Consider the following 19,362-nt stretch of genomic DNA (forward strand, 5'->3'; position numbering starts at 1 on the left):
AGATAGGTAATAAGTTTACTTTGTCAAAAAATAAATAAAATGTATTGGATTTATAAACCATGGCCTTGGTACGTTGGAGGACCAATGATTGCTCTTATAATGTTTTTATTATTAATGACAGGTAAAAATTTTGGAATGTCTGCCAATCTTAGAACAATGTGTACCATTTGCGGAGCAGGACAAAAAACTAACTTTTTTAAGTTTGATTGGAAATTACAAAAATGGAATTTAATAGTGGTGTTAGGAACTATTATAGGAGGATTTATAGCATCTAATTATTTAACAGTTGATGCTACAGTAATTATAAACCCTAATACAGTTAGTGATTTAAAGAATTTAGGGTTTAATAGCGCAGGTGAAGCTTATTTACCCACAAAATTATTTCAGAAGGAAGCTTTATTAAGTTTTAAATCGGTTGTGATTTTAATAATAGGTGGTCTTCTTGTAGGTTTTGGTGCAAGATATGCTGGAGGATGTACTTCTGGACATGCAATATCAGGATTAAGTAATTTGCAGTTGCCTTCGCTAATTGCAGTAATAGGCTTCTTTTTAGGAGGATTGTTAATGGTTCATTTAATGTTCCCTTTAATATTTTAAGTAATGAGAACAATTATATATTTATTTATAGGAATTCTTTTAGGAATCACAATGTTTAAGTCTGAAGCAGCTTCTTGGTTTCGCATATATGAAATGTTTAAATTCCAGTCATATCATATGTATGGTATTATAGGTTCTGCATTAATAATAGGAATAGTAGGAATACAATTAATTAAAAAGTTAGAAATTAAATCTTTTTATGGAGAAAAAATAGCATTAAATCCTAAAACCAAAAGCTTTAAACGTTATATGTTTGGAGGTGTAATTTTTGGTTTAGGTTGGTCTTTAGCAGGAGTTTGCCCTGGACCAATGTTTACACTAATAGGTGTAGGGTATTTACCTTTAGTTATCGTTTTATTATCATCTATTATTGGTACTTTCTTATATGGTTTGTTTAAAGATAAACTACCACATTAGGTTGAGCAATTTTATAAAAGTTCTTAATGCGCCCCCCAAATATTATACTTACACAAGTAGAACTTTTATAAAATAGTACATCTAAAACAGTAAGAAAGATAAATGAAAAACCTTCTAAACAGAAGGTTTTTCTTATTGTAAAATTAAATGTTTGAGGAACACTTTTGATTTTAAGATAGTGTTTTGTTAGTAGTTTATTTTTAGTAATTTAAGTTGGTTTTGCTAAATATTCAACTCATTAAATATGTGGAGTAATTCCCATTTATTTTAGTGATTCTTTTTTTTTGGAATAAAGTTTGATAAATTCGTAGCTATACTTTAAGAGTATATTTGTCGTTAATGAATAAAACAAAAAATTAAAATTTTAAAAAATGAGAAAAATTGTATTTCTAATGTTTTTAGTAGCATTTGCTATTAATTCAAATGCGCAAGACGGACAATTAAGAGTAGGTGGTCATATTGGTGTTACTACTAACGGAGGATCTTCTTTTGTTGTAGGAGGTGATGTAGACTATTTATTCAATGCTGAAGATAGATTTAGTGTTGGTGCTGCTACAGGACTTGCAGTTATAACAGATGGAAATTCTATTATATTACCTTTAGCTATTGCAGGACGTTTTCATGCAACTAGCGATATTGATCTTGGATTAGATATGGGATATGCTATTGGAATTAACAATTTAGGAAATGGTTTTTACTTTAGACCAATTTTTGAATACAAATTAAGTAATTCTGTAGCGTTAAGAGCTTCTTATTCAGGAATTGGATCTGGAGGATACATAAACGCTGGTTTTATGTTTGCTCTGTAAGCATAAAACAATCATAATATTTATAAAACCACTGTTTAAGCAGTGGTTTTTTATGTGAATAATAGGCATTCTTATAAAAAAGAATGGTCATTTTTGTTAACATATGATATTTTAAAGTTTAATTGGCAACACATCTATTTTAGATGTTTATATTTGCTCGAAACCAAAAAAGAAAGGATGACATTAATAAAATCAATCTCAGGGATTAGAGGTACTATTGGTGGTAACACAGGAGATAATTTAACTCCTATTGATGCTGTAAAATTTGCAGCTGCTTATGGTACTTTCATAAAAAATAAAAATTCAGAAAAAGAAAAAATAAAGATTGTTATTGGTAGAGATGCTCGTATTTCTGGTAAAATGATTAGCGGTTTAGTATCTGATACTTTAATTGGTTTAGGTATCGATGTTATTGATTTAGGATTGTCTACAACCCCTACAGTAGAAGTGGCAGTTCCTATTGAAAAAGCAGATGGAGGAATAATTTTAACAGCGTCACATAACCCGAAACAATGGAATGCATTAAAATTATTAAATGAGAAAGGAGAGTTTTTAAATGGTGAAGATGGTAAGGTAATTTTAAGTATTGCCGATAAAGAAGATTTTGATTTTGCTGATGTAGATAGTTTAGGTACTGTTGAAAGTAAAAACGATTACATAGAAAAACATATTCAAGAAGTTTTAAAACTTGATTTAGTAGATCAAGATGCTATTAAAGGTGCTAATTTTAAAGTAGTAGTAGATGGTGTAAATTCTACTGGTGGTATTGCTATTCCTGCTTTATTAAAAGAGTTAGGTGTAGAATGCGTAGAATTATATTGTGAGCCTAATGGTCATTTTCCTCATAATCCAGAACCTTTAAAAGAACACTTAACAGATCTTTCTGAATTAGTAGTAAAAGAAAAAGCAGATTTAGGTATTGTTGTAGATCCTGATGTAGATCGTTTGGCATTAATATCTGAAGACGGATCAATGTTTGGTGAAGAGTATACTTTAGTTGCTTGTGCCGATTATGTGTTAGGTAAAATGAACGGAGGAAATACTGTTTCTAATTTATCTTCATCTAGAGCTTTACGTGATGTAACTGAAAAACATGGCGGAAAGTATACGGCAAGTGCTGTTGGTGAAGTAAATGTAGTACAAATGATGAAAGATACTGATACTGTTATTGGTGGAGAAGGTAATGGTGGTATTATTTATCCTGCTTCACATTATGGTAGAGATTCTTTAGTAGGTGTTGCTTTATTTTTATCGCACTTAGCTACAAAAAAAGTATCTTGTAAAACATTAAGAGATAGTTATCCTAGTTATTTTATGAGTAAGAATAAAATTCAATTAACTCCTAAAATAAATGTAGATGAAATTTTATCTACTATGGCAGAGAAGTATAAAAATGAAGATGTAAATATAATTGATGGTGTAAAAATTGATTTTGCAGAAGAATGGATTCATTTAAGAAAATCAAATACTGAGCCCATTATTCGAATTTATACCGAAGCTAAATCGCAAACAAAAGCAGATGATTTAGCAGAACGATTTATATCTGAAATAAAAGAAATAATAGCTTAACAAAAAACTCGCCTAGTGCGAGTTTTTTCATTTTATATAAAACCATACAAAATTACTAGGGTTGTTAAATATTAAGTAAGGAATGTGTAGATTCAATAATTTTATAGAAATTCGTAACGCGTAAACAATAAGGGAATGAGTTTAGAGCAATATTTTAATCAGTTTAGAAAACATATTATAGGAGTTGACCAAACGTTTACCACTCCTTATGGAGAAAAAAAATTAATATATACAGACTGGACAGCGAGTGGTCGTTTATATCGACCAATTGAAGAAAAGTTAATGAATGAGTTTGGACCTTTTGTAGCCAACACACATACAGAAACGTCTACCACTGGTGCAGCAATGACTTTGGCTTATCATGAAGCAAGAAAAATCATTAAGCAACATGTAAATGCATCAAAAGATGATGTATTAATTACTGAAGGATCAGGAATGACTGGAGTAGTTAATAAGTTCCAACGTATTTTAGGATTAAAAATATCTGAAAATTTAAAAGATCATACAGAAGTTCCGCTAGACAAAAAACCGATTGTTTTTGTAAGTCACATGGAGCATCATTCTAATCAGACTTCATGGATTGAAACCATTGCCGATGTGGAAGTGGTTCCTTGTAATAATGAAGGATTGGTGTGTTTAGATTTGTTTGAGCAAAAAATTAAGGAATACGAAGATAGACCTATTAAAATAGCATCTATTATTGGTGGATCTAACGTAACAGGTATTAAAACACAGTATCACAAAGTTGCAGCATTAATTCATAAATATAATGGTTTATGTTTTGTTGATTTTGCATGCTGTGCTCCTTATGTAGATATTGATATGCATCCTGAAAATGAAGATGAGTATTTAGATGCCATTTTCTTTTCACCACATAAGTTTTTAGGAGGTCCAGGAAGTTCTGGAGTTTTGGTATTTAACAAGAAGTTATACAAAAACATGATTCCTGATAACCCAGGAGGAGGAACTGTAACATACACAAATCCTTGGGGAGAACATGATTATATAGATGATGTAGAAACGCGTGAAGATGGAGGAACACCTGCTTTTTTACAAACAATTCGAATTGCATTATCAATTCAGTTAAAAGATCAAATGGGTACAGACGTTATAAAAAAGCGTGAAGATGAAATTAATAAAGTACTATTTGATTGTTTAGAAAAATTATCAGGAGTACATATTTTAGCGCCAAATCATAAAGAAAGATTAAGTATATTTTCTTTTTATTTTGAAAAGTATCATTTTAATCTAGTAGTAAAATTATTAAACGATCGTTTTGGTATACAAACCAGAGGTGGTTGTTCTTGTGCAGGTACTTATGGTCACTTTTTATTAAATGTTGATAGAGTAACTTCAAAATCTATTGAAAGTAAAATTTTAGAAGGTTGTAATGTAGAAAAACCAGGTTGGGTTCGTTTATCTCTTCATCCTACAGTTACAAATGATGAGTTAACGTTTATTTGCAATTCATTAAAAGAATTACATGCTAACATAGAAGAATGGAGTTTAGACTATAAATATGATGCTATAAAAAATGATTATGTACATAACTCTGTAGCCCCCGTAGAAAGAGAACTTGTGAAGTCGTGGTTTTCAATTTAGATGATGAATATTTTAGATATAGATTTTTTACAGGAAGTATATCCTGATGTAAAAGAGAAAAAGTTACACGGAAAATGGATTACGTTAACAGATATTGAACCTTTGTATGTTGAGTTAAACGGATTTGTTTCAAAAGAAATAATTGGTAAGTCAGAGCAAGGGAGAGATATTTATAAATTAAGATTTGGTAAAGGAGAAAAGCGAATCTTAATTTGGAGTCAAATGCATGGAAATGAAAGTACAGGTACAAAAGCTGTTTTTGATTTCTTAAATTTTATGACTCAAAATACCAATCCTAGTATTGTAAAAGAAATAATAGACAGTTGTACTATAGAGATAATTCCAATGTTAAATCCAGATGGAGCATTGGCATATACTAGGGTGAATGCTAATAAAGTAGATTTAAATAGAGATGCTGTTGATTTAAAAGCTTGTGAAAGTGTCCTTTTAAGGAAACATTTAGATGAGTTTAATCCACATTTTTGTTTCAATTTACACGATCAACGCACAATTTTTGGAGTAAAAGGAACTGAGAAGCCAGCAACCATTTCATTTTTAGCACCTTCTGAAGAAGAAACAAGAAAGCTAACAGATGGAAGAATTGCAACTATGAATGTAATTGTTGCTATGAATGAATTATTACAACAAATTATTCCAGATCATATTGGTAGGTATACAGATGAATTTTATCCTACAGCTACAGGAGATAACTTTCAAAAATTGGGGCATAATACAATTTTAATTGAAGCAGGACATTACCCAGATGATTATGAGAGAGAAAAAACAAGAGAATTTAATTTTTATGCTTTAATTCAAGGTATTTATCATATCACTGTTAACACTGAGTTTAAAGTCTATAAACCTTATTTTAATATACCAGATAACATTAAAAATTTTTATGATGTTATCCATAGAAACGAACAAAAAGAAGACGTTGCATTCTTATACATAGATCAAGTAGTAGAGAATCAATTAATTTCAAAATTAAAAGAACAAAAAAAAGGGAACTTAAACGAATATATAGGCCATACCGAAATCGTTTTCGGTCAATAAAGTATTATTAATTATTAAATTTAACATGCCAAAAACTTGTTATTTGTTATTAATTATTCATATTTTTGTGGTCTACTATGAATAAAATTTAAAAATGAAGAAATTTGTATTAGACGAAATCGATCATCAAATATTAGATATTTTAATCGAGAATGCAAGAACACCTTTTACCGACATCGCTAAAAAATTATTAGTATCAGCAGGTACTATTCATGTTAGAGTAAAGAAAATGGAAGACGAAGGAATTATTCAAGGTTCTACACTTACGTTAGATTATGAAAAGATGGGATATTCTTTTATAGCTCACGTTGGAATATTTCTTGAAAAAACGTCAATGACTCAACACGTTATTGATAATTTAAGATTAATTCCAAACGTTACTGTAGCTTATGTAACTGCAGGTAAGTATAACATCTTCTGTAAAGTTAGAGCAAAGAGCACTAACGATGCTAAGGATATCATCTACAGAATAGATGAAATTCATGGAGTTAGTAGAACAGAAACGATGATTGCATTAGAAGAGAGCATCAATGATAAGAAGAGAATGATGCACGCAATCTTTCAAGATTTATAATACTAATAATCGTCTAAATTTATTTTAGGCGATTTTTTTTATCCAAAACTATCTGAAAAACTTTTGATCAGTTGTTTTCATCAGATTATTGATGTGCAATGACTCAATGCAATTAAAATAAATAAAGTATTCAATTATTACAGGTTGAAATTTATAATCCTGTTAGTTAGTTTTTTGAGGTTTACTTTTAAGAAATAATTATTTAATGAGTTATGCTGATTTATGAAATTTGATTCTTTAATAGTTCTCAAAATAAATAATTATTTATTTAAAATTTCGTCAGACTTATTTCAGTAAATATTATAAAACTTAAAAGGGAAACAGATATAACTGTTTCCCTTTTAAACTTTTAATTTGATATTTTTTATTAAACCTTAGCGAATTTATCTGCTTTAATATATGATACATCGTATCCTGCAAATTTTCTCATATAAGATTTAATTGAGGTTCCAAAAGCGTCTTTAAATTGGAATTTACCATAAGAACGTAAAAACTTCTTAACATTTCCTGCTCCGGCTAAATGCGCAGCAGCTAAAATTCCTGATTCGGTTACTAAAACTCCATCAATTCGTTTCCCAATAAAACGAGAGATGTCTCTCCTTAAAATCCATTTATTCACTTTACAAAGAGCTATAAAAGCATTCTCTTGTAATTGTGGATCTTTAAGAAATTCTTGAGAATTGTAAATTTTGAATCTTCTTAAAGTGCTTTTTCCAAACTGATACTTTCCTAAATACCCTAATTTATTAATAACTCTATATCTACCTTGAGATTCTTTAAAAGCTAATGCTTCTTTAAACCCAATAAAATCTTTTTCTAAGATTAAAATCTCCTCTGTAGCTTTGTAGTAGTTTTTAGGTGTAACTTTGGTTGTCTTAATTTCTTTTTCTTTTGTAAAACTAGAAACTAATAGCACTAGTAACAAAAGTCCTAAATTTCTGATAATTAATATACTTTCTGTTTAGCGGGGGCAAATATATGATAAAAATACAAATGGCAATACACCGAAAAAGACACTTGTTTTTTCGGTATTATTATTTTTATAGTAAAGAGGGTTTTAAAATAGAAAAAACATAATTTCTGCTTCGTTTAACTTGTTAAAATTCCTAAAATAGGTTAATTTATTGAAGAATAAATTTTTGTTAAAAAAACAGTAGTTTCAACTAAACTAAGCTATTAACGTGTTAAAAACCTGTATTATTGTTAAAAATGTTATTTTTTTCTAAAAAATTATCGCTAAAATTTTAATGGTAAAATTAAAGTATTGAAAGCTAGTTTGTAATGTTGTAAAAAAAATGATTATTTGAGTAAAAAATTATCTTTTAATTCCTTGTTTACTGATCCAACGCTGATATTTAGCTGCATTTCTGTTATGCTGTGCTAAAGTTTTGGCAAAATCATGAAATCCGATTTTATCTACACTAGCACACATATAATAATATTGATGTTGTTCTGGATTCAAAACGGCATCAATAGCAGAAATATCAGGCATACCAATTGGAGAAGGAGGTAAGCCTACATTTTTATAAGTATTGTATGGTGAATCTATTTCTAAATCTTTATTCAAAACACGTTTAACAATAAAATCTTGTCCATTTTTTTCTTTTAAAGCATAAATAACCGTTGGATCAGCTTGTAATGCCCAGCCGCTCTTGTATCTATTTAAATACAATCCAGCAACTGTTGGTCTTTCAGAAACTTTGGCGGTTTCTTTTTGAACAATCGAGGCTAATGTAGAAACTTGATTTTTTGTAAGTCCAAGTTTTTCAGCCTTTGCAGTCCTATTTTTATTCCAAAACTTGTTGTAATAACTCAACATTTTATCTCTGAATTTTTCAGGACTAGTATTCCAGTAAAATTCATATTGATTAGGAATATACATTGCAAGAGCAGATCTTTTATCAAGATTTTGTTTTTTTAAAAAAGAAATGTCAGTCATTGCAGTTAACAAAGAAACACTATCAGTTTCTATTTGTTGTGCTATTCTACCAGCTAATTTTTCTAATGAATCTTGATTGTTAAAAGTAACTTTAACAGCCACTTGATTTCCTGATCTTAATAAATTAACAAGAGCATTGGTAGTCATTCCTTTTTTTAATAAATACCTACCAGCCTTTGGTTTATTGTATTTTTTTAAACCTGCAACAAAGGTAAAATCACTTGTGTTTTCAACTACATTACTTATAAGTTTGGAAACTTCATCTAAATTACTATTTGTAGGAATAAATATTTCAGCATCTTTAATAACAGTTTTTCCAAACACTTTTTTGTAATAAGAAAAACCAAAAATACCACCAATTAAAAATAGTGCAACTACAATGTAAATTAATTTATTTTTCATGAATCAGTTGAAATAAGATTTCATCTTTATAAGCACCTTTTGATAAAATCCAATCTTTTTTTATACCTATTTGTTTAAAATTATGCTTTTTAAATAAATGCAAGCTGTTATTATTATCACTTGTAACATTAGCATAAAGTTGATGCAGCTGTAAATGTATAAAACTATAATTAATTAATAAACTTAAAGCCTCAGAAGCATATCCTTTTTTTTGAGAATTTGTATGAATAATGATTCCAACTCCAGCTCTTTTATTTTTTGGATCAAAATCAAATAAATCAATTAAACCTACATTTTTATTAGTACCATTTTCTTTAACGGCTAATCGAAGTTGTTTGGCTTCATATATATCTAAATGACAGTTTTCAATATATTGCTTTAATAAAAATTTAGAAAAAGGAGCTTGTGTGTTGCTTAATTCCCAGAAAGATTCATCATTCTCAATTGTAAACAAAAATTCGAGATCTTCAGGTTCTATAGCCTTTAAAGAAACTAGTTTTCCTTTTAATGTATTCATTAAATTAATTTAGTAGCTGTAAACTTAAAGATTTTAAAGAAATATTACACAATAATGTTACCTTCAAAAACAAAATCAGCAGGACCTTTTAAAAATACATTTGAGTATATATTGTTATTATAATCAAAAGATACTGTCAAATTTCCACCTTCAACCTTTAAGTCAATGGTATTTTTGTTGGTTTTATTAGTAGCGTACATTGCTATTGCAGCAGCAGTTGCACCCGTACCACAGGCCAAGGTTTCATTTTCTACACCTCTTTCGTAAGTTCTTAATCTAAAAGCACCCTCACCAAGTGGTTCAACAAAATTTACATTACTACCTTCTTTACCATATATGTTATTTCTAATGTCTCTTCCTTTATTGAAAACATCAAAATTTCCAATATCAGAAACTAATTCAACATGATGAGGAGATCCAGTATTAGTAAAAACATAATTTTCTTTTATATCTACACTATTTACATCAATCATTTGTAAAGAAACAATATTGTCTTTTATAGTTGCGTGATGCAGTCCATCAATAGCATTAAAGGTTGTTGAGTGCTCAAAAATTCCTAATTGATGAGCAAAAGCGACAATACACCTTCCTCCATTACCACACATTGTACTTTCATTTCCATCAGCATTGAAATAAACCATTCTAAAGTCTGTATCTTCATCATTTTCAAGAAGAATGAAGCCATCTGCTCCAATTCCGAAATTACGATGGCATAATGAATTGATAATTTGAACATTTTCTTTTGGAAAGTTATTCGCTCTATTATCGACTATTATAAAGTCGTTCCCAGTTCCTTGGTATTTTTTAAAAGTAATTTTCATGTGTCGCAAAGATACATATTTACATAAGATAAGAGTACTGTTAAACACTGGTTAAAGTGCGTTAAAATGAAGTTAAACAGATTGAGTTAAAATGTTTAAATTGTATATTTGAGTAACAAAATTTAGTAATTATGAAGAGAGTATTTGGAATTTTAGGCATCGCTTTCTTAGGAGGAGTGTTTGCGTTAGGAGGTTACAAATTATTTATAGAACAACCCCAACTTATTATTGAAAAAACAGCAGAACCAGCTTTACAAACCGTTAGAGCTAATTATACACCAGCAATTGTAAATACAGTTGCAGAGCCTACTGATTTTACAGAAGCAGCAGAAAAAACAGTAAATGCTGTAGTACATGTTAAAAATACAGCTGTAAAAGAGGTTTATAATCCTTTAGATGAATTTTTTGGAGGATCTGGTAGAAGTAAGAGACAGCAAGTAGGAACAGGAAGTGGTGTAATCATTTCTTCGGATGGATATATTGTAACCAATAATCATGTTATTGATCAAGCTACAGAAATTGAAATTACTTTAAACAACAGAAAAAAAGTAATTGCAGAATTAATTGGTACTGATCCTGATAATGATATTGCTTTATTAAAAATAGATTCAGACATTGAGTTACCTTATATTACATTTGGTAATTCTGACAATGCAAGAATAGGAGAATGGGTGCTGGCTGTAGGTAATCCTTATAATTTAAATTCTACTGTAACAGCAGGAATTATTAGTGCTAAAGGAAGAGATTTAGAAGGAAGCAAAAACGTGGTAGATTCTTTTATACAAACTGATGCAGCTGTAAATCCTGGAAATAGTGGTGGAGCATTAGTAAATACAAGAGGAGAATTGATAGGTATTAATACAGCTATTACATCAAGAACAGGTTCATACATAGGATATTCTTTTGCAGTACCGTCTAACATAACTAAAAAGATTGTAGATGATTTATTAGAATATGGAAATGTACAAGAAGCATTAATTGGTTTTAGACCAGATCCTAATAGTTTTGATGAAGTAGAAGGAGTAAGAATTGGGTCTATTGATGAAGATAGTGATGCATTAAAAGCAGGTTTAAAAGCAGGAGATGTTATTACGAAGGTAAATAATGTAAAAATTTCTAAATTTTCAGATCTTAAAGGACAATTAAAAGCCAAAAGACCAGGAGAAGTAATTGATTTAACTGTTGACAGAGACGGTGAAGAGTTAGTGAAAACGGTTACTTTGAGCAAGAGAACTTCGTTTGTATCTAATAGGTTTAGTGTAATTTTGAAAGATTTAACAGAATCAGATAAGAAAAAATTAAACATTGAAGGAGGTGCCAAAATAGTAGAATCTTCAAACAAAGGGTTTGAGTATTTCGAAGTTGGAAAAGGTTTCATTATAACTAAAATTAATGGTAAAGAAATCTTAAACGCATCACAAGCAGTTTCAATTTTAGAAACTTATGGGAAGACCAATGATAGAATGTACATTGAAATGTTGAACCTTAAAGGAGAAGTAGAAAGGTATAAATTTTAATAATTTCTAATACAATAAAAAACTCGATATAAAAAAATATCGAGTTTTTTATTTTAAAAAAGTTACGAAATCGTTTGAAATAACTACTTTTGCAAAAATTTTAATATTAGTTAACACACAACTATGTCAACAATAACAAATTACGAAAAAGAAGTGGTAGCACAAGCTCAAACACGTAGAGCAACCACAGAATTCATTAATGTTGTAAACGACTTATGGTACGACAAGTCTATTGAATTAGTGCTATTTAGAAACCCTTTAGTAGATAAAAGAGCTAGTGAAGTTCTTAACTTAATAGATTATGCTAGAGAGTTTGTAGCAAAGCCAATTTCTATTCAAGATGCTTTAGAAATAGCAAAAGCTATACAATCAATAGAGTTACCAGCATCAAAGTTAGATATTGGTAAGTTAGCTTACGAATATCACTTAATTGACGATAGTAATTTAGATAAAGTTGATTTTGTTAAAAATCAACTTAAAGATGCTACTCAAGCAAATCAAATAGCTCCAAAAGATGTTGTATTATATGGTTTTGGACGTATCGGACGCTTATTAGCTCGTGAGTTAAGTAGTAAAATGGGTAAAGGTTCTCAATTAAGATTAAGAGCTGTTGTTACTCGTGGAAAAATAGATCAATCTGTTTTAGAAAAAAGAGCTTCTTTATTAAGTGTTGATTCTGTTCACGGTGATTTCTTAGGGACAGTTCAAGTTGATGCTGATAATAACGCTTTAATCATTAACGGAACGACCGTTTATATGATTTCTGCAGCGCAACCAGAAGATATTGATTATACTAAGTACGGTATTAACGATGCTTTAATTATAGACAACACAGGTGCTTTTAGAGATAAAGAAGCATTAAGTCGTCATTTAGTACCAAACGGAGCAAGTAAAGTATTATTAACTGCACCAGGTAAAGGAGTACCAAATATTGTTCACGGTGTAAACCATTTAGAGAACAATCCTGATAACATAGATATCTTTTCTGCTGCTTCTTGTACTACTAATGCTATTACTCCAATTTTAAAAGTATTAGAAGATAATTACGGTATTAAAAAAGGACACTTAGAAACAATTCATGCATATACAAACGATCAAAATTTGGTTGATAATATGCACAAAAAGTACCGTAGAGGAAGAGCAGCTGCTTTAAACATGGTAATTACTGAAACAGGTGCTGGAAAAGCAGTATCAAAAGCATTGCCTGCTTTAGAAGGAAAATTAACTTCTAACGCAATTAGAGTACCAGTACCTAATGGATCTTTAGCTATTTTAAATTTACAATTGAATTCAGAAGCTTCAGTAGATGCTATTAATTCAATTATGAAAAAGTATGCTTTAGAAGGTGATTTAGTAGAGCAAATTAAATATTCATTAAATAACGAATTAGTTTCTTCTGATATCGTAGGAACAACTGCTCCTTCAATTTTTGATAGCAAAGCTACAATTGCTGATGGTAATACAATTGTAATCTACATTTGGTATGATAATGAGTATGGATATTCTCATCAAGTAATGCGTTTAGCAAAGCATATCGCTAAAGTTCGTAGATTTACCTATTATTAGTAGATAAAATTGAAATAGTTACAATACTATTTTATGATAAATCAAAAGAGATTACTTTTAAAGTAGTCTCTTTTTTATTGTTAAGTTACTTGTATTTAGGTTGTTATTTTTTGTTTTGCTTAAAATTGCGTAAATTGTATGAAACAATTTTTACAAACAAAACAATATAGAATGATTAGAAAAGTTACCCCCGTTATCTTTATGTTCATAATTTCTTTAGGGTATGCTCAGGTGTTTCCTATAGATTTTACGGATGTAGCAGACGAGAATTTTGAAGCTTTTAATGGAGCTTCTGTAAGTTATGAGGCAGATCCAAGCGATGCAAGTAACAAAACATTAAAATTAATAGGAGCTAATATGGCTTTTGACGGAGCATCACTGGTGCTTACACAATTTGTTGATTTATCTGATGATAGTAATAACACTATTACTTTTAGAATAAATCCTACCGGAACAGGAACTGGTTCAAGCGGATCACATTTGCTAAAATTTGAAGGACCAGATGGAAATACAGAATTAGCTTTTACTACTACAGGAACTGGTTGGCAAAATATAAGCGTAGATTTTGGAGCTGGTTTATCTAAATATTCAAAATTGGTGATTTTTACTGATTTTGGAGATGCTAATGCAGGAAATGACGATACTTATTATTTTGATGATTTTGATGGAGGAGTAGTATTAGCAGCTACTTGTTCAGATGGTTTAAAAAATGGTGACGAAGAAGGTGTTGACTGTGGAGGCTCATGTGCTAATGCTTGTACTATTGAAGAGCCAGCAGCAGGTGCTACAGCTCCTACTAGAGATGAAACAGCATTTGAGGTGATTTCTATTTATAGTGATGCCTATACCAACGTGTCTGGTACAAACTTCAATCCTGATTGGGGACAAAGTACAACGTTCGCAGAGGAAATAATTGGCGGAAATAATACGATTAAATTAGGAGGATTAAACTATCAAGGTCATGCTTTTTCTGCTCCAGTTGATGTATCTGGTAAAACACACATTCATATAGATTTTTGGGCAAAAAGCTCTACCGATTTAGGATTTTTCTTAATCAATTCTTCGGCGGTATCAACACCAGCAATGGAAAAAGAATATTTGTTAATTCCTTCAGGAACCGTAGAAGAATGGAATAGTGTTGATATTCCTTTATCTAGTTTTAGTGATGTGGTAGATTTAACTAAAGTAGATCAGTTAAAATATGACGGAAATGGAAATATTTGGATTGATAATATTTATTTCTATAAATCATCAACAGCAAGTATAGATGATGAAAAATCGATAGCATTTTCTGTATCTCCTAATCCATCTTCATCAATTTGGAATATAACAACTAATAATAGTATGATTAATGCTGTAAAAGTGTACAATATATTAGGAGAAAAAGCTATTGATTTAACTAACTTAAATACAGATCAGCTTTCTATACCTATAGAAAAATTAAACACAGGTATTTATTTTGCTTTGTTTAAAACGGATAAAGGAAGTGAAGTTTTAAAGCTTATAAAAAAGTAATTTATACCATTAAATATAAATATTAATTTAATCCTTTTGAGGTTTTCTCAGAAGGATTTTTTTTGTTAATAACGCAATTTGAATTCAATAAAATCTATGAAAGTTTTCATTAAATTAGCCAATTAAACAAACACTAATGAAATTACTAACTACAGTTTTTACAATTCTATTTTATGTTATAAATATGAATGCTCAAGATTTACCTTATTATGAAATTCCAGAAGCTCCAAAAGAATATACAGCAGGTACTGTTGCAAGTAGAACTATTGATGGATTAGGTTTTCGTTATTATTGGGCAACTGAAGGTTTAACAGAAAAAGATTTAGCGTATAAACCAGGAGATAATACCAGAAGTGTTTTTGAAACAGTAGATCATATTTTAGTGTTATCAATAATGACATTAAGTACATTAGAAAATACAGAAATGAAGTTTCCTAAAGAAGGATCGCTTTCGTTTAAAGAAATGCGTAAAATGACATTGGAAAACTTTAAAAAATCGAGTGATATTTTAAGAAAGGCTACAGATTTATCACAATATGTAATGAAATTAAAAAGAGGGAATGGTAAAGTAGCTGAATATCCTTTTTGGAATCAATTAAATGGACCTATTGGTGATGCTCTTTGGCATACAGGACAAATTGTTTCGTTCAGGCGTTCTTCAGGTAATCCATTTCCAAAAGGAGTAAGTGTATTAACAGGAAAAGTAAAAAGATAAAATGAGTATTAAAGAAAAAATAGAATCTTTAAGAGAAGAGTTAAATCAGCATAATTATAATTATTATGTTTTAGATAATGCTACTATATCAGACTATGAGTTTGATATTAAATTGAAAGAGTTAGAAAAGTTAGAAGAAGAAAATCCAGAGTTTTTTGATTTAAATTCTCCTACAAAGAGAGTTGGAGGAGGAGTTACAAAGAATTTTGAGACTATTACTCATAAAAACAGAATGTATTCTTTAGATAACTCTTATTCTAAAGAGGATTTGTTAGACTGGGAAAAACGTATTCAAAAGAATTTAGGTACAACAGAAATAGAATATACTTGTGAGTTAAAATATGATGGTGCTTCTATTAATTTAACTTATGAAAATGGTGAGTTTGTAAGAGCTGTAACCAGAGGAGATGGTTTTCAAGGAGACGATGTTTCAACAAATATTAGAACTATTAGATCTTTACCATTATTACCTAAAAAAGATTTCTTATCAGATTTTGAAATGAGAGGTGAAATTATTTTACCGCTAGAAGGTTTTCATAAAATGAATGAAGAAAGAGTTGAGAATGGAGAAGAACCTTATAGAAATCCAAGAAACACTGCTAGTGGAAGTTTAAAATTACAAGATAGTACAGAAGTAGCTAAAAGACCTTTAGATTGTTTGTTATACCAAGTAGTTACTAACGAAAGAAAATATAAAACGCATTTTGAAAGTTTAGAGGCTGCCAGAAGTTTTGGGTTTAAAATTCCTGAAACAATTTCTTTAGCTAAGTCGATTGAAGAAGTTTTAAAATTTGTGAATTATTGGGACGAGAAGCGTCATGATTTACCATATGAAACAGATGGTGTTGTAATTAAAGTTAATGGTTTACAGCAGCAAGAAGAATTAGGGTATACCTCTAAATCTCCTCGTTGGGCAATTGCTTATAAATTTAAAGCAGAACAAGTAACAACTGTTTTAAATGAGATTTCTTACCAAGTAGGAAGAACAGGTGCTATTACTCCTGTAGCTAACTTAGAGCCAGTTCATTTGGCAGGAACTGTAGTAAAAAGAGCTTCTTTACACAATGCAGATCAAATTGAAAAATTAGATATTAGAGTAGGAGATACTGTCTTTGTAGAAAAAGGTGGTGAAATAATTCCTAAAATCATAAAAGTTGATACTACAAAACGTCCGAAGGATTCTGAGAAGACAGTGTATGCTACTCATTGTCCTGAATGCGGAACAGAATTAGTTAGAACAGAAGGAGATGCAAAGCATTATTGTCCGAATGAATTTGGTTGTGCACCACAAATTACAGGTAGAATTCAGCATTTTATCAGTAGAAAAGCAATGGATATTGATGGTTTAGGAGGAGAGACTGTTGATTTGTTAAGAAAGGAAGGATTGATAAAAAATTATGCTGATTTATATGAGCTTAAAAAAGAACAAATCATTCCTTTAGAGAGAATGGCAGAGAAATCAGCTCAAAATATGGTGGCAGGAATCGAAAAATCAAAAGAAATTCCTTTTGAAAAAGTATTGTTTGCTTTAGGAATTAGATTTGTTGGTGAAACCGTAGCTAAAAAATTAGCTAAGCATTTCAAATCTATTGATAATCTAATGCAAGCTGATTTAGAAACATTAATTGCTGTTGATGAAATTGGAGATAGAATTGCACAAAGTATTATTAATTTCTCACAAGATGAAAATAATATAGCTTTAGTTGAGAGATTGAAATCTTATGGAGTACAATTAGAAGTTTCTGCTGAAACGTTAGAAAACCTTACCGACAAATTACAGGGGAATGTTTTTGTTGTTTCTGGAGTTTTTCATGAAATGAGTAGAAATGAACTAAAGAAAGCCATTGAAGATAATGGAGGAAAAGTTAGCAGTTCAATATCTAAAAAAACAAATTATATAGTTGCAGGAGATAACATGGGACCTAGTAAATTAACAAAGGCTCAAGATTTAGGAATTCCTATAATATCAGAGCTAGACTTTATTGAAATGATCAAATAATATTTTTGGCGTTTAAAACAACTATTGTTTAATATAGGATTTACATATTGAAAAAAGGATAAACATAATTTAATGATTACTAAAAAAACGTTCTTTTCTATTTTGTTTTTGATTATATCTTGTGCAGATATATATGCAACGATATATGAACACAGAGTACTTGAATTAATTTTTAAACCTTTAATTACTTGTGTTTTGGCAGTTTTATATTTGGTAAGTGTTACAAAACCCAATTTTTGGTTTATATCAGCTCTATTCTTTGCATTTTGGGGTGATGTTTTGTTAATGTTTCCTGAAAATTATTTTGTTTTAGGGTTATTATCATTTACGATTATGCATCTAATCTACATTAAGTTGGTTGCAGGATATCTACCTAAGATAAAAATGACGACAAAACTGATTTCTTTAGGAATGTTTTTTCTCTATTTCGCAGGAATCATTTATGTAATACAGAGTAATTTAAAAGAATTGTTTATTCCTGTAATTATATACGGATTAATCATTTCAACTTTTGGAACAGTTTCTTTATTAAATTACATGAAAAATAAAGTAACTGAAAATTTATGGTTGCTAATAGGGGCTTTAATTTTTATCATTTCTGATAGTGTTTTGGCTTTATATAAATTTCATAGCCCAGCACCTATTTTGTCACCAATAATTATGATTACTTATATAACAGCTCAGTTTTATATTTGTAAAGCATTTATAGCTAAGTCTTTATTGTGATAGTTTATAAAAACCAAATAACATATAGTAAATTAACAAAAACGAAATTTTATTAGAAATAATTAAAGAATAAAAGTTATCAATTATAAATAGTAATAATGAAAGCTAAAGCGAACATAATTCTAATGACGTTGTTCATTTCAACTTCTCTAATGTATTTATACATGCTATATAGTGTTGAAGTGGATAATGAAGTTTTTAGAAATTCTTTAAAACCAGTTCCTTTATTGTTGTTATTGTTATTGTATGTATATCAAAGTAAAAAAGTTAACCCATCTACAGTAGTTGTATTTGTTTTAACCATACTGGCAGACATTATCACAAATACACTTCAAATGTTCCCTATTGGTATTGTTATTTATGGTGTAGCACATTTGTTTTTAGTAGAAGTAGTGGGTAATAATGTATATAAAAGGAAAACCTACAAGAAAGAGATTGTAAAGTATTTTTCATTAGGCGCAATATTATTCGCGGTTATTTTTACTTATGTGTTGAGTAATATGGGAAGCTCGTATTTTCCTATTATTTTTTACGGTCTAACCATGAGTTTAGCTTTTTCAATTTTACTTATAAACTATTTAGGTAATATGAGGACAGCAAATGCTTTATTGTTAGCAGCTTTTGGTTTAAGGGTGGTTTCTGACTCAATTTATGCCATAACTATTTTTAATGAATCTAATATTACTTTTGATGTTATATCTTTAAGTATATATTTAACGGCTTCCTATTTGTTTTGTAGAGGATTTATATTGATAGATGAAAGTAAGTCTGATACTGAAGAGAGTGAGTATGAAAATCATTTTTTACACTAAAAACGGGGTTAAGTTATTTATTTTATAATAGTTTGTCTTTTTTCTTACTAAAAAGCAAGTTTATAATTTGTTTTTTTAAGTGTAATAGAAAGAAGTCATCTTGACTTTTCAATTTTATGAAATTTCTTTAATCCGATTACAATAAATGCTAGGAAATTAAAGCCTTTCCAACTAGTAATTGTGGTGTCAAATCTATTCAATAAAGAACGAAA

General features: G+C 29.5%; 18 protein-coding genes and 1 pseudogene. 14 read left to right on the forward strand and 5 right to left on the reverse strand.

Features of this window, described 5'->3' with window-relative positions; all coding sequences use genetic code 11:
• The first annotated feature begins 39 nt into the window (after positions 1 to 39).
• From EYW44_RS01890 to EYW44_RS01920, 7 genes are all read left to right on the forward strand, one after another.
• Positions 40 to 597: a YeeE/YedE family protein gene (locus tag EYW44_RS01890; RefSeq protein WP_132721833.1), complete on the forward strand. Its 558-nt coding sequence runs from the start codon at positions 40 to 42 to the stop codon at positions 595 to 597.
• A gap of 3 nt (positions 598 to 600) precedes the next feature.
• Positions 601 to 1,014 carry a DUF6691 family protein gene (locus EYW44_RS01895; RefSeq protein ID WP_132721835.1) on the forward strand — a complete coding sequence of 138 codons (414 nt, stop codon included), beginning with the start codon at positions 601 to 603 and terminating at the stop codon, positions 1,012 to 1,014.
• Positions 1,015 to 1,385: 371 nt separating this feature from the next.
• Positions 1,386 to 1,823 (forward strand): hypothetical protein, encoded by a 438-nt coding sequence (locus tag EYW44_RS01900; RefSeq protein ID WP_132721837.1) that lies wholly within the window; start codon positions 1,386 to 1,388, stop codon positions 1,821 to 1,823.
• 177 nt (positions 1,824 to 2,000) lie between these two features.
• Positions 2,001 to 3,392, forward strand: a complete 1,392-nt coding sequence (gene glmM / locus EYW44_RS01905; RefSeq protein ID WP_132721839.1) for a phosphoglucosamine mutase — start codon at positions 2,001 to 2,003, stop codon at positions 3,390 to 3,392.
• Between the two features lie 135 nt (positions 3,393 to 3,527).
• A complete protein-coding gene (locus EYW44_RS01910; RefSeq protein WP_132721841.1) occupies positions 3,528 to 4,994 on the forward strand; it encodes an aminotransferase class V-fold PLP-dependent enzyme in 1,467 nt (488 codons plus the stop codon).
• Positions 4,995 to 4,997: 3 nt separating this feature from the next.
• Positions 4,998 to 6,047, forward strand: a complete 1,050-nt coding sequence (locus tag EYW44_RS01915; protein ID WP_132721843.1) for a M14 family zinc carboxypeptidase — start codon at positions 4,998 to 5,000, stop codon at positions 6,045 to 6,047.
• Positions 6,048 to 6,141: 94 nt separating this feature from the next.
• Positions 6,142 to 6,621 carry an Lrp/AsnC family transcriptional regulator gene (locus EYW44_RS01920; RefSeq protein ID WP_132721845.1) on the forward strand — a complete coding sequence of 160 codons (480 nt, stop codon included), beginning with the start codon at positions 6,142 to 6,144 and terminating at the stop codon, positions 6,619 to 6,621.
• Between the two features lie 367 nt (positions 6,622 to 6,988).
• Here EYW44_RS01920 and EYW44_RS01925 read toward each other — a convergent pair whose 3' ends face one another.
• The 4 genes from EYW44_RS01925 to dapF form a co-directional block, all read right to left on the reverse strand.
• The gene (locus EYW44_RS01925; RefSeq protein WP_373681041.1) at positions 6,989 to 7,546 is read right to left on the reverse strand and encodes a peptidoglycan-binding protein LysM; all 558 of its coding nucleotides are present in this window, start codon (positions 7,544 to 7,546) and stop codon (positions 6,989 to 6,991) included.
• Between the two features lie 390 nt (positions 7,547 to 7,936).
• Complete coding sequence (mltG, locus tag EYW44_RS01930) at positions 7,937 to 8,962, reverse strand: endolytic transglycosylase MltG (RefSeq protein WP_132721849.1); 1,026 nt, start codon at positions 8,960 to 8,962, stop codon at positions 7,937 to 7,939.
• Positions 8,952 to 9,479: a GNAT family N-acetyltransferase gene (locus EYW44_RS01935; RefSeq protein ID WP_132721851.1), complete on the reverse strand. Its 528-nt coding sequence runs from the start codon at positions 9,477 to 9,479 to the stop codon at positions 8,952 to 8,954. Before EYW44_RS01935 ends, mltG begins: the two co-directional genes overlap by 11 nt.
• Before the next feature lie 44 nt (positions 9,480 to 9,523).
• The gene (dapF, locus tag EYW44_RS01940; protein WP_132721853.1) at positions 9,524 to 10,300 is read right to left on the reverse strand and encodes a diaminopimelate epimerase; all 777 of its coding nucleotides are present in this window, start codon (positions 10,298 to 10,300) and stop codon (positions 9,524 to 9,526) included.
• 131 nt (positions 10,301 to 10,431) lie between these two features.
• Here dapF and EYW44_RS01945 point away from each other — a divergent pair, with 131 nt between their 5' ends.
• The 7 genes from EYW44_RS01945 to EYW44_RS01975 all read left to right on the forward strand — a co-directional run bounded on the left by EYW44_RS01945 (position 10,432) and on the right by EYW44_RS01975 (position 19,150).
• Positions 10,432 to 11,817 carry a trypsin-like peptidase domain-containing protein gene (locus EYW44_RS01945; RefSeq protein WP_132721855.1) on the forward strand — a complete coding sequence of 462 codons (1,386 nt, stop codon included), beginning with the start codon at positions 10,432 to 10,434 and terminating at the stop codon, positions 11,815 to 11,817.
• Between the two features lie 123 nt (positions 11,818 to 11,940).
• On the forward strand, positions 11,941 to 13,383 hold the full coding sequence (locus EYW44_RS01950; RefSeq protein WP_132721857.1) for a glyceraldehyde-3-phosphate dehydrogenase: 1,443 nt from the start codon (positions 11,941 to 11,943) through the stop codon (positions 13,381 to 13,383).
• Positions 13,384 to 13,521: 138 nt separating this feature from the next.
• The gene (locus tag EYW44_RS01955) at positions 13,522 to 14,898 is read left to right on the forward strand and encodes a T9SS type A sorting domain-containing protein (protein WP_132721859.1); all 1,377 of its coding nucleotides are present in this window, start codon (positions 13,522 to 13,524) and stop codon (positions 14,896 to 14,898) included.
• A 136-nt stretch (positions 14,899 to 15,034) separates the two neighbouring features.
• A complete protein-coding gene (locus EYW44_RS01960; RefSeq protein WP_132721861.1) occupies positions 15,035 to 15,613 on the forward strand; it encodes a DinB family protein in 579 nt (192 codons plus the stop codon).
• A 1-nt stretch (position 15,614) separates the two neighbouring features.
• Positions 15,615 to 17,612 (forward strand): NAD-dependent DNA ligase LigA, encoded by a 1,998-nt coding sequence (gene ligA / locus EYW44_RS01965; RefSeq protein ID WP_132721863.1) that lies wholly within the window; start codon positions 15,615 to 15,617, stop codon positions 17,610 to 17,612.
• A 72-nt stretch (positions 17,613 to 17,684) separates the two neighbouring features.
• A complete protein-coding gene (locus EYW44_RS01970) occupies positions 17,685 to 18,338 on the forward strand; it encodes a lysoplasmalogenase (protein WP_132721865.1) in 654 nt (217 codons plus the stop codon).
• Positions 18,339 to 18,463: 125 nt separating this feature from the next.
• A complete protein-coding gene (locus EYW44_RS01975; RefSeq protein WP_207893731.1) occupies positions 18,464 to 19,150 on the forward strand; it encodes a lysoplasmalogenase family protein in 687 nt (228 codons plus the stop codon).
• A gap of 95 nt (positions 19,151 to 19,245) precedes the next feature.
• Here EYW44_RS01975 and EYW44_RS22760 read toward each other — a convergent pair.
• Positions 19,246 to 19,362: pseudogene (locus EYW44_RS22760) on the reverse strand (IS5/IS1182 family transposase); the annotation flags it as partial.

It is taken from the genome of Tenacibaculum sp. M341, from assembly GCF_004337695.1.
Lineage (GTDB): Bacteria > Bacteroidota > Bacteroidia > Flavobacteriales > Flavobacteriaceae > Polaribacter.